This is a genomic window from Mucilaginibacter glaciei, assembly GCF_014773245.1.
GTDB classification, from domain to species: Bacteria; Bacteroidota; Bacteroidia; order Sphingobacteriales; family Sphingobacteriaceae; genus Mucilaginibacter; species Mucilaginibacter glaciei.
Window position 1 is genome coordinate 307,644 of record NZ_JACWMX010000004.1, and the last position, 22,772, is coordinate 330,415.

At 44.3% G+C, this 22,772-nt stretch carries 15 protein-coding genes and 1 riboswitch; of the genes, 7 read left to right on the forward strand and 8 right to left on the reverse strand.

The annotated features are described in order from the left end of the window. Positions 1–172 precede the first annotated feature (172 nt). The gene (locus IDJ76_RS11340; RefSeq protein WP_191163431.1) at positions 173–1,171 is read left to right on the forward strand and encodes a hypothetical protein; all 999 of its coding nucleotides are present in this window, start codon (positions 173–175) and stop codon (positions 1,169–1,171) included. Positions 1,172–1,437: 266 nt separating this feature from the next. Here IDJ76_RS11340 and IDJ76_RS20800 read toward each other — a convergent pair whose 3' ends face one another. From IDJ76_RS20800 to IDJ76_RS11360, 5 genes are all read right to left on the reverse strand, one after another. Beyond that, on the reverse strand, positions 1,438–1,743 hold the full coding sequence (locus tag IDJ76_RS20800; RefSeq protein WP_224746288.1) for an ABC transporter permease: 306 nt from the start codon (positions 1,741–1,743) through the stop codon (positions 1,438–1,440). Then, entirely contained in the window at positions 1,683–3,800 is a 2,118-nt protein-coding gene (locus IDJ76_RS11345; protein ID WP_224746289.1) for an ABC transporter permease, read from the reverse strand. Before IDJ76_RS11345 ends, IDJ76_RS20800 begins: the two co-directional genes overlap by 61 nt. A 228-nt stretch (positions 3,801–4,028) precedes the next feature. Beyond that, on the reverse strand, positions 4,029–4,415 hold the full coding sequence (locus IDJ76_RS11350; RefSeq protein WP_191163432.1) for an acyl-CoA thioesterase: 387 nt from the start codon (positions 4,413–4,415) through the stop codon (positions 4,029–4,031). Positions 4,416–4,482: 67 nt separating this feature from the next. Beyond that, the gene (gene metE, locus IDJ76_RS11355; RefSeq protein ID WP_191163433.1) at positions 4,483–6,807 is read right to left on the reverse strand and encodes a 5-methyltetrahydropteroyltriglutamate--homocysteine S-methyltransferase; all 2,325 of its coding nucleotides are present in this window, start codon (positions 6,805–6,807) and stop codon (positions 4,483–4,485) included. A gap of 174 nt (positions 6,808–6,981) precedes the next feature. Further along, positions 6,982–7,175: riboswitch (cobalamin riboswitch) on the reverse strand. Between the two features lie 326 nt (positions 7,176–7,501). Continuing rightward, positions 7,502–8,173, reverse strand: a complete 672-nt coding sequence (locus IDJ76_RS11360; protein ID WP_191163434.1) for a MarC family protein — start codon at positions 8,171–8,173, stop codon at positions 7,502–7,504. A 289-nt stretch (positions 8,174–8,462) separates the two neighbouring features. On the opposite strand from IDJ76_RS11360, the gene IDJ76_RS11365 reads away from it, so the two are divergent. From IDJ76_RS11365 to IDJ76_RS11385, 5 genes are all read left to right on the forward strand, one after another. Further along, positions 8,463–9,083: a tetratricopeptide repeat protein gene (locus IDJ76_RS11365; RefSeq protein ID WP_191163435.1), complete on the forward strand. Its 621-nt coding sequence runs from the start codon at positions 8,463–8,465 to the stop codon at positions 9,081–9,083. A gap of 298 nt (positions 9,084–9,381) precedes the next feature. After that, positions 9,382–11,517, forward strand: coding sequence for a carboxy terminal-processing peptidase (locus IDJ76_RS11370; RefSeq protein WP_191163436.1), 2,136 nt, complete (start codon positions 9,382–9,384; stop codon positions 11,515–11,517). Positions 11,518–11,692: 175 nt separating this feature from the next. Beyond that, positions 11,693–12,763, forward strand: a complete 1,071-nt coding sequence (locus IDJ76_RS11375) for a ligase-associated DNA damage response exonuclease (RefSeq protein ID WP_191163437.1) — start codon at positions 11,693–11,695, stop codon at positions 12,761–12,763. Next, positions 12,760–14,376 (forward strand): ATP-dependent DNA ligase, encoded by a 1,617-nt coding sequence (locus IDJ76_RS11380; protein WP_191163438.1) that lies wholly within the window; start codon positions 12,760–12,762, stop codon positions 14,374–14,376. Before IDJ76_RS11375 ends, IDJ76_RS11380 begins: the two co-directional genes overlap by 4 nt. Continuing rightward, entirely contained in the window at positions 14,369–15,166 is a 798-nt protein-coding gene (locus IDJ76_RS11385) for a DUF1835 domain-containing protein (protein WP_191163439.1), read from the forward strand. Before IDJ76_RS11380 ends, IDJ76_RS11385 begins: the two co-directional genes overlap by 8 nt. 2 nt (positions 15,167–15,168) lie before the next feature. Here IDJ76_RS11385 and IDJ76_RS11390 read toward each other — a convergent pair whose 3' ends face one another. Further along, a complete protein-coding gene (locus IDJ76_RS11390) occupies positions 15,169–16,722 on the reverse strand; it encodes a glycoside hydrolase family 10 protein (protein WP_191163440.1) in 1,554 nt (517 codons plus the stop codon). A gap of 261 nt (positions 16,723–16,983) precedes the next feature. On the opposite strand from IDJ76_RS11390, the gene IDJ76_RS11395 reads away from it, so the two are divergent. Beyond that, the gene (locus IDJ76_RS11395) at positions 16,984–17,904 is read left to right on the forward strand and encodes a hypothetical protein (RefSeq protein ID WP_191163441.1); all 921 of its coding nucleotides are present in this window, start codon (positions 16,984–16,986) and stop codon (positions 17,902–17,904) included. A 117-nt stretch (positions 17,905–18,021) separates the two neighbouring features. Here the strand turns inward: IDJ76_RS11395 and IDJ76_RS11400 are convergent, their stop codons facing one another. Beyond that, positions 18,022–21,765: an ATP-binding protein gene (locus IDJ76_RS11400; protein ID WP_191163442.1), complete on the reverse strand. Its 3,744-nt coding sequence runs from the start codon at positions 21,763–21,765 to the stop codon at positions 18,022–18,024. A 60-nt stretch (positions 21,766–21,825) separates the two neighbouring features. After that, entirely contained in the window at positions 21,826–22,710 is an 885-nt protein-coding gene (fabD, locus tag IDJ76_RS11405) for an ACP S-malonyltransferase (protein ID WP_191163443.1), read from the reverse strand. Positions 22,711–22,772: the final 62 nt, after the last annotated feature.

Here is a 22,772-nt window from a genome sequence, read left to right on the forward strand (position 1 = left end):
TGTTAAAAATATGATCGGCAAGATAGGCATTTAGTTAGGTAAAACGATGGTTTACGTGTAATGACAAGGTAAACTATGCTTTTGGAATAGGATTTTGCCTAATTAAGCAAAAACAATACGGTATTAACACTGTACTAATACCAAATTTACACAAACGTGTATTGCAACGCATATGGCAAAACGCTTACTTCTGTCCCCACAATATATAATAGTATTTATTTTAAGTCTTAACGTCGGCAGGAGCTTTGGCGCAGCTGCTGATTCATCCCTTTACCTACGCGATACTATCGACAAAGTAACGATGGCCAAGAGGATCCTTAACCGCGACTTTAACAGCATCTATCAGCAAAATTTAAAAAGTTCGTTCTTTGGTCAGGAATTTTTTCAGCCGGAAAAAACTCAATTGGTAGCCGATGTGGTGGCTAACTTTGTAGTTTTCAACACCCCGAAATCAAGGTTTTTTTTCAACGCCTTTACGCGCATTAAGATCAGGCTGCTGGCTACGCCGGGCGCACCGGTAAAATCGCCAAGTTATATGCCGGGCGGTATTTTGTACACCAGGGTAAATGACGACCCCTTCAATCCAAAGTTCTTATCGCTGGGTTACACCCACCATTCTAACGGCGTGCGCGGCCCCACCCTAAAGCCGGACGGCAGCTTTAATGCCGATAGCGGCAAATTCTCCACTAACTTTTATTCGTTTAACTATACCACCGGTCATCGTACCGATAAGCCCGACCGTATTATTAACCGTTATGCTACCATCGGTGTGGAACTGCACTCTGGTTTGTTTGGCACCGGCGCTGCCGAAGGTTTGGCCGGCCATTATGGATTTGTGCGCGTTAATGGAACGTTTTTATACAACCTGGCCAAGCGCGATGCCGACCCTATTAAGTCTGACAGTTACCTGTTCAACAACTGGCAGCGCATCCAGTTCGATTTTACCTATATAGCCGACAAATACAACGATTACAATGCCACTAACCTCAAGAAAAGGCTTAATGTAAGTTTGAAATATTATTATCACTTACCTTTTCTTAAAGATGTATCTATTATGGCTGGCGGTGGTTACCGCGGGCAGGACGATTATAATTTCTCGTTTCAGCAAAGCTACGGGTATGCCACACTGGGCGTTTCATCAGGACTGTCGTTCCTCATCAACAGGAATTAGGGATATTGCAGATTACTCACCTTGCGGCATTTCGTACACGACCCTTTCTTCACCTGCGGCGAAAAAAGGTTTAGCTTCTTTCTTTTTATCTGCTTATTTCTTTACCCTCTTTTCGCTTTAGCGAAGAGAGGGTCGGTCAGCGTAGCGAATCCGGGGTGAGTTAAACTACTCACAATTCACCCACACGCAATCCTCTTCGCCTGCGATAGAAAAGAGGGTGTCATTTGCATAGCGAATTCGGGCGGAGTTGAAATTGTTTAAAACGATCATTCTGTTTTCAAACTTTTTATTGGGTTTACAATTGCCGCCTTTATAGATTCATAACTTACCGTAATCCATGCGATGCCCAAAGCTGCCAGGGAAGCCGTCAAAAATAAAAACCAGCTTACATGAATATGATAGGCAAAACCTGCGAGCCAGCTATTTACCGCAAACCAGGAAACGGGTATGGCTATAACAATGGCGATCAGAATTAATCTGGTAATACCAGAAGAAAGTAAATAGACAAGGTTTAAAACAGAGGCCCCCAATACTTTACGTACACCAATCTCTTTGGTACGCTGCTCGGCCATAAAGGCAGATAGGCCATACAAACCCAGGCAGGATATAAAAATGCCCAGAATGGCAAACAGGTTAAAAATGTTGCCCATTTGTTGCTCTCTTTATAAAGGTTTGCCATATCCTGGTCAAGGAAATCAAATTTAAAAGGGTATGCGGGATTTAGGTTCTGGCTTATGTTTTTTAAAGCCTGTATAGTCGCTGTGGTTTTACCGGGCAGTGTGCGTATTATTACATAACCGCCTATCTTATTAAAAGGCATCACCAATGGCTCGATAGCCTGCTGTATAGGTTTAAAATTAAAATCTTTTACAACACCGATAATAGTACCCTTAACGCCTTGTACGGTTAAAGATTTACCTATTGCCGTAGCCGCATTTAAACCCATCACGCTCAGCATTTTTTCATTAACCATATAGTTAGCAGAATCAGCGATAGCAGTTCCAGAAAAACTTCTGCCCGCCAAAAGCTTCATTTTAAATACATGAGTAAAATCTTCATTAACAGCCATACACGGTATGGCTATGTTTAAACGCGGGTCTTTACCTACCCAATCTGCACCGGTAGCGTTGGCAAGATTGGTGGGAAGGTCAGACGTAATTGTAAAATCGCTGGTAAGAACAGTTTGTTTTAGCCCATCTTTTAAGGATTGCTGTTTACTCCAGGTATCACCTGTTATAGGCATATATAACAAATTCGCTTTTTCGAATCCGGGGTTCCTGTTTTTAATAAACTTTAGCTGATTATAAATCACCACCGTGCCAACCAGTAATACAATAGAAACCATAAATTGAACAACGACCAATGTATTGCGAAACAGCAAATTACCGCCCATAGATTTTATGTTGCCCTTAAGCACTTTGACCGGGTTAAAGCCTGAAAGGAATAAAGCAGGATAACTACCCGAAATGAGCCCGGTTAGCAGGGCAATTCCCGAAAGACTTATCCAAAATTTCGCATCCGATAGGTCTATAGCCAGTTTCCTATCGGCCAGCTGGTTAAATACAGGCAGGAATAAAGAGACTATAGCTAAAGCAAATAGTAAGGATATAAAAGAAATAAACACAGATTCGCTTAAAAACTGAACGATTAGCTGCCCGCGGACAGCGCCTGCCACCTTGCGTAAGCCGATTTCTTTAGCCCTGCGAGCCGACCGCGCGGTAGCAAGATTCATGAAATTGATGCAGGCAACCACAACTATTAAAATAGCAATTATAAAAAAAATATTAACGTATTGCGCATTCCCCTGACCTGGAAAATCTCCTAATTTTGAGGGAGCGAGATGAATTTTGGTTAGCGGTTGCAATTCAAATAATGCGCTCATACCGGGGTTATGTTTATGAAATATCTGATTGATATGTTTCTCTAATCCCAGTAAATTCGCAGCAGAAGGGTTAAAGTCTTTATCTAATTGCAAGAAGCTATAAAAACTAAAATCATCCCAGGAGTTTTTTTGTAATCCATTATCTGTTCTGGCTAAAGACGCCATCGGCAGGATAAAGTCAAATTGAAGGTTTGAGTTAGCAGGAATATTTGCAAAAACACCTGTTACTACAATATTATCTTTATTATCCTTCCTTAAAAATCTACCAACGGGATTTTGATCACCAAAATATTTTGAAGCCATCGCCTGTGTGATTAAAACCCCATCTACATTAGATAAAGCGGTTGCGCGGTCGCCTTGCACAAGAGGGAAAGAAAACACATCCATAAAACTCGGGTCTGCATAAAACACTCGCTTCTCTTCAAACTTTTGGCTTCCTTTTTCAAATAGGGTGGTATTGGCCGAGCTTAGGCGGACAATATTTTTCACCGCCGGGATATCCGCCTTTAATCCAGCTGGCATACCTGATGGGGTAATGGCTGCTTTAAAATCACCAATGCTACTGGTTACCCGATAAATTTGACCGGCATTTGCATGGAACTTATCGTAACTTAATTCATTTTGCACCCAGAGTAATATCAGGATACTCGCTGCCAGGCCTATGGCTAAACCCGCTATATTTAGCGCAGCGTAGGCTTTGTCCTTTAAAATGTTTCTGTAGGCGAGTTTCAAATAAGTTCTTAACATAATAACGTTGGTTAATGGTACTTACACGTTCAAATACGACGATGTATGCCAACAATGTTCAATAATAGCACCTTTTTTATAAACATCTAAAAAACAAATACTTACCATATTCTAAAGTCTGATCATGTTCGGTTCTGATACAATACCCGTTCGGTTATGGTCATTTTTAAAGGATTATACCAACAGCTGTAGCCTACGCTTTGCGCTGGGCTATCAACTTTAATCCGCCTACTTAATTATCCGCACCGGTTTCTTGTGCTCGTCTATCGCTACAAAGGTGAAGCTGCCGTGTATAGCCAGCTCGCGGCCTTCGGCATACATTTGCTCTACGTATATCTCTACATTTACCTTCAGGCTGGTGTTACCTACATGGCTGATGCGGCCAATCAGTTCTACAATTGTACCCGCCGGGATGGCTTTCTTAAAGTCTATCTTATCGCTGCTTACGGTAACCATTACCTGCCTGCTAAAGCGGGTGGCGGTAATGAAGGCTACCTCGTCCATCATGTGCATGGCGGTGCCGCCAAAAAGGGTATCGTAATGGTTGGTTGTGTTGGGGAATACCGCTTTAAAAATGCGGGTTTCTGATGCCTGGATCTTTTCTTCTACTGTCATAATTTTATGTTTATAAAGCCTCACCTAAATCCGCTCTAAACGAAAGGACTTAGGTGAGGCATGGTTATTAAATAGTTGCAGGCTCGGCAATCGTAGCGCGCATTTCTTTAGCGGCAGCTACCATTTCAATCAAAGCCTTTTTGGCCTCGTCCCATCCGCGGGTCTTTAAGCCGCAATCTGGGTTTACCCAAAGCTGTGCTTCCGGGATAACGGCGCGTGCCTTTTTAAGCAGGTGTGTCATCTCGTTGCGGTTAGGCACACGGGGCGAATGGATATCATATACACCGGGGCCAATGTCATTAGGGTATTTAAACCCGGCAAAAACATCCAGCAGCTCCATTTGCGAGCGCGAGGTTTCTATCGTGATCACATCTGCATCCATATCGGCAATGCTTTGGATAATATCGTTAAATTCCGAATAACACATGTGCGTATGGATCTGCGTATCATCGGCCACGCCACTTGCCGAAATCCGGAAGGCCTTAACTGCCCAATGCAAATAAGTTGCCCAATCTGCTTTGCGTAACGGCAGGCCCTCGCGAATAGCGGGCTCATCTATCTGGATGATCTTGATACCTGCAGTTTCCAAGTCCACCACTTCATCCCTTATGGCCAGCGCAATTTGCATACAGGTTTCAGAGCGGGGCTGATCATTCCGCACAAACGACCATTGTAGTATGGTTACCGGGCCGGTAAGCATCCCCTTCATCCACTTGCGGGTCAATGATTGTGCGTAGGCCGACCATTTGACGGTCATTGCAACAGGGCGCGATACATCGCCATAAATAATGGGCGGTTTAACACAGCGACTGCCATAGCTTTGCACCCAACCATTTTGTGTAAAAGCGAAGCCGGCCAGCTGCTCGCCAAAGTATTCTACCATATCGTTACGCTCAAACTCACCGTGTACCAACACATCCAGGTCAATCTCTTCCTGCCATTTAACGGCTTTTTCGGTTTCCTCGGCAATATGTTTATCGTAATCTGCCTGGGTAATATTACCCTTTTTTAATTGAGCCCGCCAGCTGCGTACTTCGGCCGTTTGCGGGAACGAGCCTATTGTGGTAGTCGTATATAGCGGCAGTTGCAACAATTGCAGTTGTTTGAGTTTACGCGCGGTAAAAGCACTGTTCCGTTCGGCATCCTGACCGGTAATGGCTGCAACGCGTTTTTTCACGGCTTGGTTATGGATCAGTACCGAACTTTTACGGGCGGCATGTGCATGCTTATTTTCGGCCAGTTTATAATGATGGCCCACACCCGCATTTGCCGACGCGAGATTTTTAAGCAGCACTACTTCGCTTACCTTTTGTTTGGCAAAGGCCAGCCATTGCTTGATTTCGGGCGTCAAAACAGCCTCGTTCTTTTCATTATTCAAATCGATCGGCGAGTGGATAAGCGAACAGGACGGTGTAATCCAAACCCTGTCATCGCCCAGTTTTTCTGTTGCCTGCGCGATGATAGCCAACGAGTGCACAAAATCATTCTTCCAGATATTGCGGCCATCAACCACACCTAATGAAAGAATAGTTTTCTCCGGCAGCAGATCCAACACCCCGCTCAACTGCTGCGGCGCGCGCACCAGGTCGATATGCAGGGCATCTACCGGTAGTGATGTGGCCAGCGCGGCGTTATCGCCCAGGCGCTCAAAATAAGTGGTCAGTAGAAACTTCAGTTTCGGGAAGGCCTTGCGCAACTGCCGGTAGGTATCGCGGTAAACCTGCTGTTCTTTCTCCGTCAGATCGAGCGATAGGAAGGGCTCATCAAACTGGATCCATTCGGCACCCAGGTCTTTTAATTTATTCAGTATCTCCATATAAACCGGCAGCAGGTTTTTGATCAGATCTATTTTATCAAAGCCGGCCTCTTTTTCTTTGCCTAATAACAGGTACGATACCGGGCCTATCAGCACAGGTTTAGTAATGATGCCTAACTGTTTGGCCTCATAAAACTCATTGGTGGCCTTAGTAGAAAACAGCCTGAACTGCTGATCTTTATAAAACTCAGGTACTATATAGTGATAGTTGGTATCAAACCACTTGGTCATTTCCATCGCTACTACATCCAGCACATCTTTTTGATAACCACGGGCCATGGCAAAATAAAGGTCAAGTTCTTCGTTGCCTTGCTTCAAGATCACTTCGTTGTAGCGTTTGGGGATATTGCCAAACATCAGCGAATGATCAAGCACATGATCGTAATAAGAAAAATCGTTAGATGGGATCAGGTCTATCCCTGCATTCTTTTGTGTCTGCCAGTTTTCATGACGGATGTTTTTGCCCACGGTGAGCACATTTTTGAGTCCCGTTTTGCCTGCCCAGTAATTCTCGCAGACTTTCTTTAACTCGCGTTGGCCACCAATACGCGGGTAGCCCAGGTTTTGCGTTAACATTTCTTTTAATGATTAAATAAATAAATCGGTTAAAAGCACTTTAACTCAACTTCGCAATGCGACGGGTGTGATTTGATGGAAAGAGAAAGGCGCGCGCAGGTACATGCAAAGGCAATTTAACCTCGCAATAAATTAAACGCACCATACCTGACCAATGCTTCAAACCGCGAAAGCACTGTCAATTCGGTATAAGGCAGGTCTCCTGACTCGTAACATTTTTGCCGCCCTTCCCATCCTGTTTTATTGGGACAGTGGGCATTGCTGGCAAAAACCTTTTTGTGTTACTTACAGTTGCGCGACAGCTCGTGATTTGCACACGATTCCCTATTAATTCACAATTAAGCAAAACCTATACCGGTTGATGAAGGAAAGTAAAGAACTTACATCGGCAGCAAAGGTAGGCAATAGGGTTGAGGATTAGGCGGGGAAATTGCAAGGCAACTCAACCCGAATGCGCTTCTATTTCCTAACCCTCTTTTCGCCTCAGGCGAAGAGAGGGTCGCGTAAGGAGTGCCGCGGGGTGAGTTGTTTGCGCGTTTGCACTCACCCCGGCTACGCTACGCTGGTCGACCCTCTCTCCACAAGTGGAAAGAGGGTTAAGAAATGAGAAAAGAAAACGTAGCCTCACCCTCTTTCCGCCGTAGGCGAAGAGAGGGTCGGGCACGGAGTGCCGCGGGGTGAGTTGTTTGCGCGCTTATATCTTAAATATCGCCTTTAACCCGCTGATGCCTATTTGTAAGCCTACGCAAAAGATCAGGAACGCCGAGATGCGGTTAACAATATTTTCGCCGTTTGGGCCCAGGTAACGGATGATAGTTTTGGTATTGAGGTAAAAGAAAAAGATCATCAAACACAATACTAATATGGAGATCATGATGGCGCCGGTGTGCATATAATAGTCGGCGCTACCAAAATCGGCGCGGTGTGCGCTCAGGGTAAACAGTACGGAGATAGTGCCCGCCCCGGTGGTAGCCGGGAAGGTGATAGGATAAAAAAGCTTATTGGCAATGTGGCTGTAGGCCGATACCTCGGGATTATTGTCCAGGTCTTCTGACGAGCTGCGTTGCGCATCTGATGAAAGGAACTCCCAGCCCATTTTACAGATCATGATGCCCCCGGCCAGCTGCACTACCGGGATAGAAATGCCAAATAAGCTTAGGATGTATTGCCCCGCGAAAAGCGAAACGGTACAAACTAAAAAGGCGTAAAATGTGATCTGGGTAACGGCGGTACGCTTATCTTTATTGGCAAGGTTTTCAAAATAAGGGCTCACCATAAAAGCCGAACCGATAGGGTTAACTACCGGGAACAACGCGATAATGCCGATAAACACCAGGTGTACAAACTCTTCATATAACTGCGGCATAGGCGGCGTGTTTTTCAGCTAAGGTAAAATTAAAAGTAATTATTTTCGCATGGTGCATGGCATCAAAGGCATCACAAGCGTGGACGTTTGCGGTAGCAAATGAAAATTTAACTCGGCTTTCTCTCCCCTTAAAATTACGCCTTTATTCCCACCAATGTTAAATCTCTATCATCATTTTTTATTCTGCCACAAATCAGTTAAATTGCAATAATTAAGTTCTTGTAAATCATCCGGATAAACTTTACTTTTGCATACCAGTTAATTTTACTATACCACGACGAAAATTTAGATGCGATATATCATTTTAGTACTCCTTTGCGCACTTAACCTTACTGCTTCGGCACAATGGTGGCGCGGCGACTTTAAAGACCACAAACGTGCGCTGCCCATTGCACAGGTTAAACCGCTCAAGTTTAAACTTAGTACCTCGCCGGCAATATTTGCTAAACAGAAAATTGCTAAAGTGCCGCTGGTACGCACCGCCTATAACCTCGATGCTTCCGAGCGTACGGTGATGAAGTCGGCGCAGCATAACATGCGTTTTCGCCAATATGACCTGGCCAGTTATGATTTTAGCGAACTGGCAAAGATCTATGTATTGGAAAACCGCCTGTCTGAAGCTAAATGGTACTACCTGCAAAGTATCCAGCTTTCTAAACAGATGAACGATAACCCGCATACTATCACTAATCTGGTAAATCTGGGCATGATCAAAGCTGATCTGGGCGACCTTGCACAGGCACAGCAAGACCTGGCCGAAGCCCGCGAGCTGGCTTTCAGCAACAGCCGTATGGACGATGTAAGGTTAATTGATGCCAAGGTACGGTTTGTAAAAAGCAATAAGATCTGGCTCCCTAAATCAGAATTGCGCTACGCCGAAGCTATCGAAGCCTTAAATAAGGCACAGTAATTTCATAACCGGTAGCTGCCTTACAGGCGGTGCTCAACAATAAATACTTTGTTTAAACCGTTTTATGTATGATTTATACATAGGCAATAGGAGTTAAAGCAGTCTTGTTTACAGGCACTTTGTAACAATTGCGTAAAATGCCCGTCGTATTATTAAACAAACCAAACATTATTGTAATATTGTTATTCAGTATATAGTGGGACGGCCTTTAAGCTGTCTCTTTTTTTATATTGCAAAACTAAAAAAGGCACAAGTATTGATGTTTCATCCCCAGTCCGATCTTAATAGTGTAAAAGATATGTTCAAGAAATTATATTTAGTGGCTATAATGGCTGCCGCGCTGGCTTGTAATGCTGCGCCTTCTAAACCTGTACACATCCGTAAAGCCGGCGGGACAGACCTTGTACCCGATGAGCAGCAGAGTGTAGTTTGCAGGCAGGTAGCCACCCTGGTTACCGGTTATAACTACAAAAAAGTTCCGTTAAATGATTCGATATCGACTATCATTTATAACCATTATTTAAAAAAACTGGATGAGAACCACAGCTACCTTTTGGCCAGCGACATCAAAGATTTTGATAAATACAAACTGGTTTTTGACGATGATATTAAGGCCGGTAACCTGGATAACGCCTTTTACATTTTTAATGTGTTCCAAAAACGTTACAACGAATATGTGACATTTTCTATCGCACAGTTAAGCAAAGACTTCGACTTTACTAAAAACGAAACCTTTACTTATGATCGCGACAGTCTGCCTTACCCGGCAAATGAAGATGAGATCCATACGCTTTGGGCACAACGCGTAAAGTATGATTTGCTTAACCTGCAGCTAACCGGCAAAACATTGGCCGCTAACAAAGAAACGCTTAAAAAACGTTATACCAACATCCTTTCGCAAAGCAACAAGCTATCTAATCAAGACGTTTTCCAGGCCTTTATGGATGCCTTTACTGAGGCTATCGACCCGCATACCAATTACTTTAACCCATCTAATGCGGCTAACTTTAATATAGATATGTCGCGCTCATTAGAAGGTATCGGTGCTACGCTGGCTTCAGAAAGCGAGTACGTTACCATCAAATCGATCGTACCGGGCGGCCCTGCCGATAAAAGCAAATTGGTAAATATCGATGATCGTATCATCGGTGTAGCGCAAGGCAAAACAGGCGCTTTCCAGGATATTGTAGGTTGGAGAATTGAAAACGCAATCGCTTTGATCCGTGGATCTAAAGGCACATTAGTACGCTTGCAGCTGTTATCCAAAGGAAATACCGCCACAGGTAAATTACGGACTATAGAACTGACACGCGAAAAGATCATACTGAAGGATATCTCGGCCAAGAAAGAGATCCGCACTTACAACAATAATGGCAAGATCACTAAAATTGGTATTATATCTATCCCGGCCTTTTACCTTGATTTTAACGATTACAAAGCCGGTAACCCTAACTACAAAAGCACCACACGTGACGTAAGGCTGATTATAGATACCCTGAAACGTGAAAACGTGGACGGTGTAGTTATTGACTTGCGTGAGAACGGCGGTGGGTCTTTAATAGAAGCGATTGAACTTACCGGCCTGTTCATCAAAACCGGCCCGGTTGTGCAGGTACGTGATGCCCGTAACCAGGTAGAGGTTGACCCTGACGAAGACCCGGCCATTGCTTACAGCGGCCCGTTGGCTATAATGGTTGATAGGTTTAGTGCTTCGGCATCAGAGATCTTCTCGGCAGCTATACAGGATTACGGCCGCGGCTTAATAGTGGGTACCCAAACTTATGGCAAGGGCTCTGTACAAAACGCTATTGACCTGGATAAGGTAATTAACCCAACTATTAAAGATCGCTTATTATCTATCGCCGGTAAAAATAAATCGGTAGCTACGGGCAGCCAGAACAAATTTGGCCAGCTGAATTTAACTATCGCTAAGTTTTACCGTATCAGCGGCGGTGCAACACAGCATAAAGGCGTAATACCCGATGTTTCCTTCCCTTCAGTTATTCCTTTAGATAAATATGGCGAAGACACCGAGCCATCGGCCATGCCTTATGACGTGATCGCTAAAACAGATTTCACCAAGGCAGGCGACTTTACTTCGGTATTGCCCGAATTGAAAAAATTGCATGAGCAACGGATGAGCAACAGTGATAGTTACAAATATTTATTAGCAGATATTGCCGACGCTAAGAAACGCGATGGCGAAAAAACAGTAACACTTAACGAGGCTGCATTAAAACAAAAACGCGACGACGACGAGAAATTATTCCTGGAGAAGAACAACGCTCGCCGCACTGCCATGGGTTTACCGGCATTGAAAAAAGGCCAGACCAAACCAAAGAATGAAGACCTCGACTTCTTGAAAAAAGAAGCGGGCCAAATCTTGACAGATTACATCACAATGGATAATAAAATGAGCGTTATCAAAAAATAATACAATCTATTCAATCGATTTTAAAGAGAGCTGCGAAATTTCGCAGTGCTTTTTTTAACTAAAATATTTTGAAATAATCTGAAACAGATCGAAATAGATAGAAGAAATTAGAGATTTTTAGAGGTGTTTTTGTTCGATTAAAACCAATTCGTTTGTCAGAGGTTGTAATTAAACTATGGCCAAACCACTGCTTGAATTTACTGACCGGGGTATCTATTGTGAGCAGGGCAGGTTTTACATCGACCCCTGGAAACCGGTGGACGATGCCGTGATAACCCACGCCCATGCAGACCATGCTTACATAGGTCACAAGAACTACCTGGCTCATCATCTATCCCGCGAGGTAATGCTTTATCGCCTGGGCGATATCAACTTACGCACCATAGAGTATGGCGAAACCGTAACCAAGCATGGGGTAAAGATCTCCATGTTCCCGGCAGGGCACGTGATTGGTTCGGCCCAGATCAGGGTTGAATACAAGGGCGTAGTTTGGGTGGTATCGGGCGATTATAAAACCGACGATGATGGCATCTCTACCCCTTTCGAACCCGTTAAATGCCAGCACTTTATATCAGAATGCACCTTCGGTATGCCGGTGTATTCCTGGAAACCGCAGTCCGAAATTTTTACAGAGGTAAATAACTGGTGGCGTACCAATGTGCAAAATGGGGTTGCTACGGTTATAGTGGGTTATTCGTTAGGGAAGGCCCAGCGTATACTGCAAAACCTTGATCTGAGTATCGGTAAGGTGTATACACACGGCGTTATCGAAAATACGAACGAGGCCCTCCGCCGTAACGGTGTGATATTAAACCCAACAGAGCGCATCACCTTTGAATCAGTTAAGGATGAGGTACGTAAGGGCATTATCATCGCCCCACCATCGTCTGTAGGCACCCCCTGGATGCGCAAGTTTGGGCCTTACAGCTTTGGATATTGTAGCGGCTGGATGGCTATTAGAGGGGCGAAACGCCGTAGGGCTGCCGACCGGGGCTTTATAATGTCTGATCATGCCGATTGGAACGGACTGGTAAGTGCTATTGATGCTACCGGGTGCGAATCTGTTTACCTTACACATGGTTACACAGCATCGTTTACCCGTTACTTAAATGAAATCGGCTTTAACGCCAGCGAGGTTCACACGCTTTACGGCGGCGAAGAAGAAGAAGCCCCGGTTACCGAGGGTGAAGAAAAGAAAGAAACTACGCCATCCGGTGATGAAGTTAAGGAGGAGATTGTTTCATGAAAGCTTTCGCTCAACTCTTTCTTTCGTTAGATGAAACTAATAAAACCAACGAAAAGGTCAGGATTTTAAAGGATTACTTTAACAGCGTGCCTGATAGTGATAAAATGCACATGCTGGCCCTTTTTACGGGCAGGCGACCAAAACGGCCAATCAATTCTACACTCATCCGTACTTATGCCATCGAGGTTTCCAATATCCCTCAGTGGCTGTTCGAGGAGAGTTATCATGTAGTTGGTGACCTTGCCGAAACAATGTCGCTTCTAATGCCCGAGAGCCCCAACAGCAGCAGTAAAACCTTAACGGAATGGATAGCGGAGATCAACCAGCAATATACCCGTACCGAAGAAGAGCGTAAGCTTTGGCTCATAGAATCATGGGCCATGCTGGATGCCCAGGAACGCTTTGTGTTTAATAAACTGCTAACGGGAAGTTTCCGGATAGGGGTTTCGCAAAGCCTCGTTGTTAAGGCACTGGCAGATATAACCGGCATTGAAGCACCGGCACTCACCCACCGTATAATGGGTAGCTGGATGCCCGAAGATTATAGCTACGATCAACTGATTCGTGAACAAAACGCAGCAGATAACATATCACGCCCTTACCCCTTCTTCCTGGCTTACCCTATCCAGGAAACATCAGAGAAACGGAAAAATGCCGAAGAGGTTGGCGCAGCATTAGGCCCTGCGGATGAGTGGCAGGCGGAGTGGAAATGGGATGGCATCCGCGCGCAAATGATCAAACGCGGCGGGCAGATCTTCATCTGGAGCCGTGGCGAAGACCTGGCTACCGAAAAATTCCCCGAGTTGCACCCCTTTTTAAATGCCCTGCCGGATGGAACGGTGCTGGATGGCGAGATCCTGAGCTTTCAAAACGATTTGCCCCTGTCTTTCAGCGTTTTGCAAACCCGCATCGGGCGTAAAAACCTGACGAAAAAAATCCTGGCAGATAGCCCCGTAGCTACCATTGTTTACGATTGCTTGGAGTATGCGGGCGAAGACATCCGCTACAAATCACAATCGGAACGACGAGAAACACTGGAGGGCCTGTATCAGCAAACCAAATTTCCGGAAGTGTTTAATCTATCCCGGTTGATAACGTTTAAAACTTGGGAGGAACTGGAAACTATACGTGAACAATCGCGGGTGATGATTGCAGAAGGCATCATGTTGAAGCGCAAAAACGCCAGCTACCAGGTTGGCCGCAAGCGCGGCGACTGGTGGAAATGGAAAATAGACCCGCTGTCTGTTGATGCTGTGATGATTTACGCGCAAAAAGGCCACGGTCGCCGGGCAGATTTGTATACTGATTACACCTTTGCCGTTTGGGATGGCGATAAGCTGGTACCATTTGCCAAGGCCTACAGTGGCTTGACAGATGCCGAGATCAATAAGGTAGATTACTTTGTCAAGCGGAATACGCTCGAGAAATTCGGCCCGGTGCGTACCGTAAAACCCGAACTGGTTTTTGAGATTGGCTTTGAGGGAATCAACAAATCATCGCGCCATAAATCGGGTATTGCCTTGCGCTTCCCACGGATACTACGCTGGCGTACCGATAAACCCAAAGAAGAAGCTGATACCTTAGATAGTTTAAAAGCATTGTTAAATGAGTAAGATCCTGCACGTACTAAACGGCGATGCCACTTTGGATGCTTTTGAGCAAACCGGCCTGGACGGGGATGTAATGGTTTGGCGGGAGGTGCTGTCCGAGGGTCCTGTTTCCCGCAATGTATCTGCCGCCTGTTTCTGGGAAAGGCGGTTAGAGTTTATTAAAGTAGCGTTTGATGAAAACGAAGAGAATTACCGGGAAAGCGTTTTGATCCCGCTTGAAAAGTTAAGTGAACCTTATGACGAGATCAATCTTTGGTTTGAGTACGACCTGCATTGCCAGGTAAACCTGCTGGGGGTGATGATGCTGCTGGAGCAACAAACCAACCTTTCTGAACGGGCCGTATATCTGATATGCCCTGTAGAGGTACCGGAAGTTGAGGACTTTGCCGGGATGGGCGAACTGAATGCTGATCAATTAGAGGGCCTTTATGATAACGCCCGTGTACAATTAGGCGAATATGATTTTACCTTAGCCACAGAGGCTTGGGATTTATATGTAAAGAGTGATGCGAAAAGTCTGCAAAGCTGGATAGATGAAACGCCATTTTGGGGAAATATGCCACAGTTGCCTATTGCTATGCAGGCCCACCTGAGCCGGTTGGATTTCGACGATTCGGGCTTGAACGGAATCCATCGAGCGCTTCTAAAAATTTACAAAAGCGGCATAACCACCAAAGCAGATATTTACCGGGAATTTTGGCGCACACAAAAAATATACGGCATGGGCGATAAGGAACTGGATATTTATATCAATCAACTCGTTGAACGCGGATTAATTAATATCGCCGAGTAACCTTACGGTGAAGTAATTGCAATTGTCGGTGTTCGTTCACTTTCGTTTTTTAATCTATCCAGTGCTGTCACCACGTAAAAATAGGTTTTGCCCGGCAGCACATTAGTATCGAGGTAAACCGGTTGTGTATTATATTGGATGCTGATAATGTTTCTCGGATCGCCAAGGTCAAACTTTTCGCTTTCCTGGAAACGGTACACCACATAACCATAAACAGGCTCATTATCTTTTGCGGGCAATGGCGGTGCCCAGGTTAGCATGATACTTTTGCGCTCTATCCTCCCTGCAAAATTTTGCGGCGCATTAGGCGGGATAGAATCCAACCAAAGCATCGGCGGTGGCAGGGCCGGGTAACGGTAAAAATCCTTTTTTAAGGAGTCGGCCAGGTGGTTAGCATTGGCCACGAGATTTAGCGAGCGGAAGTATACACTGCCCTGCACACGTGGGTTAGCCCTTATTAACCGCAGCTGATTAGGTATCTCTGATGGGTTTTTATAGGCCGGGCTGCGTGGCTCATAAAATCGGTAAGGTGCCTGGCCGATGTACAAATGGCGGTTATAAGTATTTAAGCTCCACCAGTTAAGTAGTTTGTCAAATGCTGCCTGCCGGTGATTAATTTGCCAATAAATTTGCGGGTTTATATAATCAATCCAACCCTCCTTTATCCATTTACGGCTATCGGCAAAGTTTTCATAATAAGATGATCCACCTGCGGTTTCAGAACCTTCAGGGTTTTGGCGAATATTGGCCCAGATGCCAAACGGGCTGACGCCGAATTTCATATTGGGTTTGTATTTATGGATGCTATCTCCCAGCATTTGTACCAGCTTATCAACATTATCACGCCGCCAATCGCGTACGTCATCAAATGCCTCTCCATATTTTGCATAGGCATCCGCATCGTTAATTACCTGCCCTTTAGCAGGGTACGGGTAGAAATAATCGTCCATGTGAATGCCGTCTACATCATAATTCTTCACCACATCTAAAATTACCTGTACAATGTACTCGCGCACCTCGGGCAAGCCGGGGTTAAACAATTTTATTCCCTCATATATGAAAAACCAGTCTGGATGTAAGCGGGTGATGTGATTAGCCGCGAGTGTATTAAAACGCCCATCAAACGTGGCCCTGTAAGGGTTAAACCAGGCATGCAGTTCCATCCCGCGTTTGTGTGCCTCGGTTGTTGCAAACTCCAACGGATCATAAAAAGGCGTCGGTGCCTGGCCCTGCGTTCCGGTCAGGTATTTCGACCAGGGTTCGCGGCTCTTAGCATAAAGGGCGTCGGCCGCCGGCCTTACCTGGAACATGATGGCATTAATTCCCGTTTGCTGATGCGAGTTAAGCTGATCGGTAAGATCCTTTTTCTGCTGCTCGGCAGTTGCCCGGGCATTTTGCGGCCAATCCAGGTTTACTACCGATGCTATCCAAACGCCCCTAAACTCGCGCTTAGGTTCGGTTTGTATAACCGGTTGTGATGTAACTGTTTGCGAAATAACAGGTATAAACTGGAGTGTAAAACAAAATATTGACAGGAGATATTTGTATAATCGCATTAAGTAGATGTTTGATTAAAAGCCGCAAAGATATAAACTGATTGTTCAGCAGTTTTATTATTAGTATAATAATTAGGGGCATTTTGTGTTTTAATCATATTGTACTTATTTTAGCCCGCAGCAGTAATTGCTAAGTGTGCATTCAGTTTTTTGCATTATTGGCTCAATTTTGCATACATTTATTTAGAATAAAAAAAGATACCACAGTTAGTTAGCAGGCTCAACCGGTTAATACTGTAATTAAACTTTAATTATTAAAATATGGAATACAATCCCCAAAGTGCAGAACCTACCCCCAAAAAAAATTCTAACGTTATTTACTTTTTGATAGCGGTTGTGGTTGCTTTATTAGGTACGGATGTTTACTTGTACACACAGAAAAATAAATCGGATACCAAAATTGTGTATCAAAACGATGAGAAAACACGTTTGCAAACTGAGTTGGACAGCCTGGAGGCACAAATAGAGCAGGTAAACTCGGGCCGTGCAAAAATGTCGGTAGCGATGCAGGCTAAAAATGATTCGTTACGCACAAAGATCAGAACGTTGCGCAGTGAATTGGCTAAAGGTAAGCTCACCGTTGCCGAATTGGGCAAAGCACAGGAGGATATCAAACAGCTGCGTTACTTTGTGACCAAGTACACCGCCGATATTGAAGAATTAAAAAAACAAAACGTAACTTTAGCTACCGAGCGCGATACGTTAAAAAATAACCTGGCTACCGTAAACGAAAAAGCCAGCACTTTAGAGAAACAAAACCAGGAGCTTGATACGAAAGTAAAAGTAGCATCGGCTTTAAAGGTTGGCAGTGCAAGTGTTGTTGCCTATAAGGTTAAAAACAGTGGTAAAGAAAGTGATGTAACCAAAGCCAAGCAGGCTACAAAAATAAAGATCAACTTTACTGTTGCCAGTAACGCTGTAGCAGAAAAAGGCCTGCACGATGTTTATGTTCGCATTATTGACCCAACCGGCAACCTAATCACACCAACAGATACAGGTACCTTTAATGCCGACAGCCAGGATTTGCAGTACACTTATAAAACCGCTATCGACTTTAAAGATGATGGCAGCGGCTACATTATTGATTGGGTTAACCCCATGCCATTTCAAAAGGGAACGTACACAGTGATACTTTATACCGATGGCTTTACAATGGGTAAAACAGAAATTACGCTTAAATAATAAATTAATGTTGAGATATTTAAAGGCCCGCGGTTAACACCGCAGGCCTTTTTTGTGCGATCGTATCACAAAGTGATAACGGGCAACGCGCAATTCTTAATGCTTGTGTTATATAATTTACACCGTCAACTCCGCGGCTGGGAAACTGAGATAGAAAGTTGTGCCGATGCCGATAGTTGTCTCAAACCAAACCTTACCGCTGGCATTTTCAATAGAGTTTTTAACAAAGGCAAGGCCAAGGCCCGTGCCCGAGCTTTTGGTGGTAAAGTTAGGTTCAAAGATCTTTTCGCGCATATTCTCGGGGATGCCGTTTCCGTTGTCCTTTATGGTCAGTAAAATATTTTTGCTGGTGATCAACGAGTTGATCTCGATCACGCATTGCGTATCCTGTGGTGTGGCCTCAATAGCATTTTTAAGCAGGTTGTTAAAACAGCGTAAAAGCTGGTCGCGGTCGGCACTGATATAAAAGGGCGTTTCGGGCACGGCAAACTGAATGGTAACGTTATCCATATGTTTAAATATGGTAACCGCCTGGTTCAGCATTTCAAATATATCTATCCGTTCTATACGGGTATCAGGCATTTTGGCAAAGGCCGAAAACTCTGAAGCGATGGAGGATAAGCTTTCTATCTGCTCCACAAATGATTTGCTGAAACGCTCAAACTTAGCATCAAACTTAGGGTCTTTGTCCTTCCATGATTTATCAAGCAGCTGCAAGCCCAGTTTAAGCGGGGTGAGGGGGTTTTTAATTTCATGGGCAACCTGCTTTGCCATCTCGCGCCAGGCACTCTCCCGCTCGCTTTGTGCAAGCTTAACGGCGCTTTGCTCCAACGCGGCAATCATATTATTGTATTCTTTTACCAACGCACCAATTTCATCGTCGCGCTCCCATTTTATCGGCTCGTTCTTTTTACCGTAAATAGTTCTACTCAAGTTGTATTGGATAAAGTTTAGCGGCGCAGTTATTTGCCTGGCTATAATTACCGCAAACAGACCGATAGCTATAAATACCAGCGCATAAACGTTTATCATAATGTTTAGTAGAGAGCCTACACGCTCAATTTGATCCGTCTCGTTAGAGAAATAGGGCAACTGCAAATAAGCGATAGTTTCATGCTTAACATTCCGCAACGGCGCGTAAGCCGCTTTATAGTTTAATTTACCTATTCGTTCCTCATTCACCACTTCAGATTGGTGCCGGGCACTCAGGGCCACAAAGGCACGGGCATTCATCCGGCGGTCAAGCAGCCCGTCCTCATAAATTTTCGGTTGCGTAGAAACCAATGGTACGCCATTCAGATCAAACAGCGTCATATCAGTAGAGTAGGTAGTTGATAACAGGTCGAACGCTACCCGGTTCTCTTCGGTAACACCACTTACAAAATCTTTAAGCGGGCCAATTTCTAATGCCGATGATAACTGTATTATTTTTGTCCGGATCAGCTTATCCTGTTGCGATTGATATTGGGTGCTAATAGATATAAAGGTGATGATACCTACCAGAATGAGCGTGATCACTACAGCAAAGATCATGGAGAACTGGATGCGGGTTTTATACAGGATCCTGTCAAAGTTGATCTTAAAGCTCCATCTAATACGGTCGTTATTGATGTTAAAAATCTTAACTCTTATCCAAAGCAAGCGGACACCTACAATAATGGCGCTAAAGGCAAGTAACACCACAAAGAAAAACGTAAGCGCGGTAAGCACCGATAAAAAGCGGTTCTCGGGCTTACTTACTACAATTAAATTGCGGGCGCTTGGCTCATATAAAAGATGGGTATAGGTGGTAAATTTATCAAACCCGGTTGAATCAACGCCGCGGTTAGCTTGCACCGTGTATTCTTTTAGGTGCCCTTTAAAGTCGCGGTTAACGACGCTGTAAATGTAGCTGCCGCTTTGGCCTATCAGGTTATTGTCTGAATAGAAGGCGTAGGAGTAATCTTTAAATTCCGCCTCAGATTTGATGTTTTTATCTATCAGCAATTCGGGGAAGGTGCCCGCCGCCAGGAATGGTTTCGAACGCAGTTCTATTACGATAGTGCCGAGGTTTTTGCCATTATCAATAACAGGCAGTATGGCAAAGTAGCTTTGAACACCGAATGAATCATTTTCGCGATAAAAATAGTCAGACACTTTGAGTGAACTGTATACAACAAGATCTTTAAAGTTTTCTAACGAGTAACTCTTGTCGCTTGAGATGGGGCGGTTGGCGGGGTCAAATTCATGTACCTTAAAATCATATTTAGATAAATATCTGTCAAAGTATAGTTTCTGCAGCCTGCCTTTCAGGTAGTCATTATCATGATCATTTGTGATAAAATATTTGGTAATATAAGGGTCGCGGATAATCTGTCTTTCTATTTTCTTGAACAGGATATCAGCAGTAATATCATCGGGGATCTCTAACCGTTGTATCAGTACCTTACGGGTTTCTTTTTCCTTAACCGATTCAAAATAATTAAGCTTTATTGCTGCTATAACTGCGCAGATGAGCACTATAAAAAGGAATGACGATGCCGTAAACTTTTGCTCGTTAAAAACATAGGCATAGCCCCGCATCAATACTAATGCCCCCCAAAACAGGTAGAAAAGGGTGAAGGTGTCAAACCATGCCATTACAGCCGTAACCAAAAGTATCACCCCTATTAATAACATAGCCTGCAGATGGGCCGGTATATCCAGCTTACTATAACTGGTCAATACAACCTCGCTCATTAAAAAGAAGATCATAAAACTGAAGCAAAGCATGAGCACCCCGACCATGCTGAACGAGGTTAGGTTAAGCACATTGTTTACATCAAAGTTGATCTTGGAATTAATAACCAGGCCATAAAAAAGGTTAAGTAAGGTTGTTGATGAAAAGAATAATATCGCCAGCCCGGCCATGAATATCAGATAGCTAACTGCTTTGCCGGGTACACGGTTAATGAGTTTTGTGCGCTGGGTATAGATAAAGCTTACAAACCAGCTTATTGCCAGTATATTAATGCAAAAATCGCCCAGAGATGGGTAAACATAGCTGGAGGCGTAAAAGATCGGGTCGAACAGCGGCAGCTGTTGCGTAAAAGCCGGCCAGCCATAATGCAGGTTGATGAACCTGAAGGCGATGATGAAGGCCGCCAACGTAAGAAGCGAAACGTAAACCCAGTTTTTTTTGTTAGCCAGGTAAGTAACTATATTGTGTATTAGAATGCATAGGGTGAGCACTGTTAGCAGCCAGATAAATATCTCGAAGTAAAAGAAATGGTTGTTTACCTTTCCCTTGATCAGTTTCAGCGAAAAAAGGTAGGTGTTATTGATATCATGGATGGCCTGCACATCCTTATCAGCAATTTGCGCAATGTCTATATTTCGGTCATCGCTTATGCCTTCATAGAAACTGTTCTCCAGGTATTTATTTTCAAAGGCATAATTGTTTTTTACCGGAATCAGGAACAGCACCTTCAGATCGCCCTGGGTTTTTTTGATCACCTCAAAATAAGCGTTGGAGAACCGCACAAAAGAGCAACCTTCTTTAACGGTATTAGGGTTTGGCAGGGCTTTAATACCTGTCCAAAAGTACAACCGGTCGTTCTTATAAAGCAGCAGCCACACGCGGTTATCTGTAGTGTATTTGCTGATGTAGTTAAGCGCGTCCGGCGATTTAAAAGTAAGGTTCTTTATTGCATCAAATGATTGTTTGTCGTTTATAGCACTATAAACCAGGCTTTCGCGCTTGTGCAGGTTATCTTCTAATACGCGGGCTGTTTGCGCCAAATTATTGGCCGGGCTGTACGTTTTTTCAACAATTATTGCCGTGAATAATAAACTGACAAATAGCAGTAGCAACAAAACACGTATTTTTCCGGCGGTAGTCAATCTGCTATGAATTTAGTAAATAAAATAAAGCCACCCTTTTACTTTGCAGGTAGCCTGTAATTATTGTATTACTGCGCTTGCGGTAGTAACCTCTCTGTTAACCTTTTTTACAAGTCCCTGTAAAACTTTGCCGGGTCCAACTTCGGTAAACTCGGTCGCGCCGTCTTCCAGCATGTGCATTACCGTTTGTGTCCACCTAACGGGGCCGGTAAGCTGGGCTATCAGATTGTTTTTTATCTGTTCAATATCTGTATAGGGTTTGGCATCTATGTTTTGATAAACGGGGCAAACAGGTTCTTTAAACTCTGTTTGTACAATGGCCGCTTCCAGTTCCACCCTTGCCGCTTCCATAAGCGGCGAGTGGAATGCACCACCCACATTTAGTTTTAAAGCACGCTTTGCGCCGGCGTCGGTCATTTTCTCACAGGCTGCATCAATACCCGCAACCGTGCCCGATATCACCAATTGGCCCGGGCAATTGTAATTTGCGGGCACAACCACATCTGTTAAACGCTGGCAAATATCCTCAACCGTAAAATCATCTAAGGCTAAAATAGCAGCCATTGTACCGGGTTGAATCTCGCACGCCTTTTGCATGGCGTTGGCACGGGCAGCTACCAGGCGTAAACCATCCTCAAAGGACAAAGCACCCGCCGCCACTAACGACGAGAATTCGCCTAACGAATGACCTGCAACCATGTCCGGTTTAAAATCATCGCCCAAAATATTAGCCAATATCACCGAGTGCAGAAAGATAGCCGGTTGGGTAACATTGGTTCGCTTCAGATCTTCTTCGGTACCGTCAAACATCACATCAGTAATGCGGAAACCTAAAATATCGTTTGCCTTTTCAAAAAGCCCGCGTGCTTGCTCGCTTTGCTCATAAAGGTCTTTACCCATACCCGGGAACTGGGCGCCCTGCCCAGGGAAAATATATGCTTTCATTTTATATGGTTTATATGGTTTATTGGTTCACTGGTCATTGGTTCATTTGTCAATTAATTAAA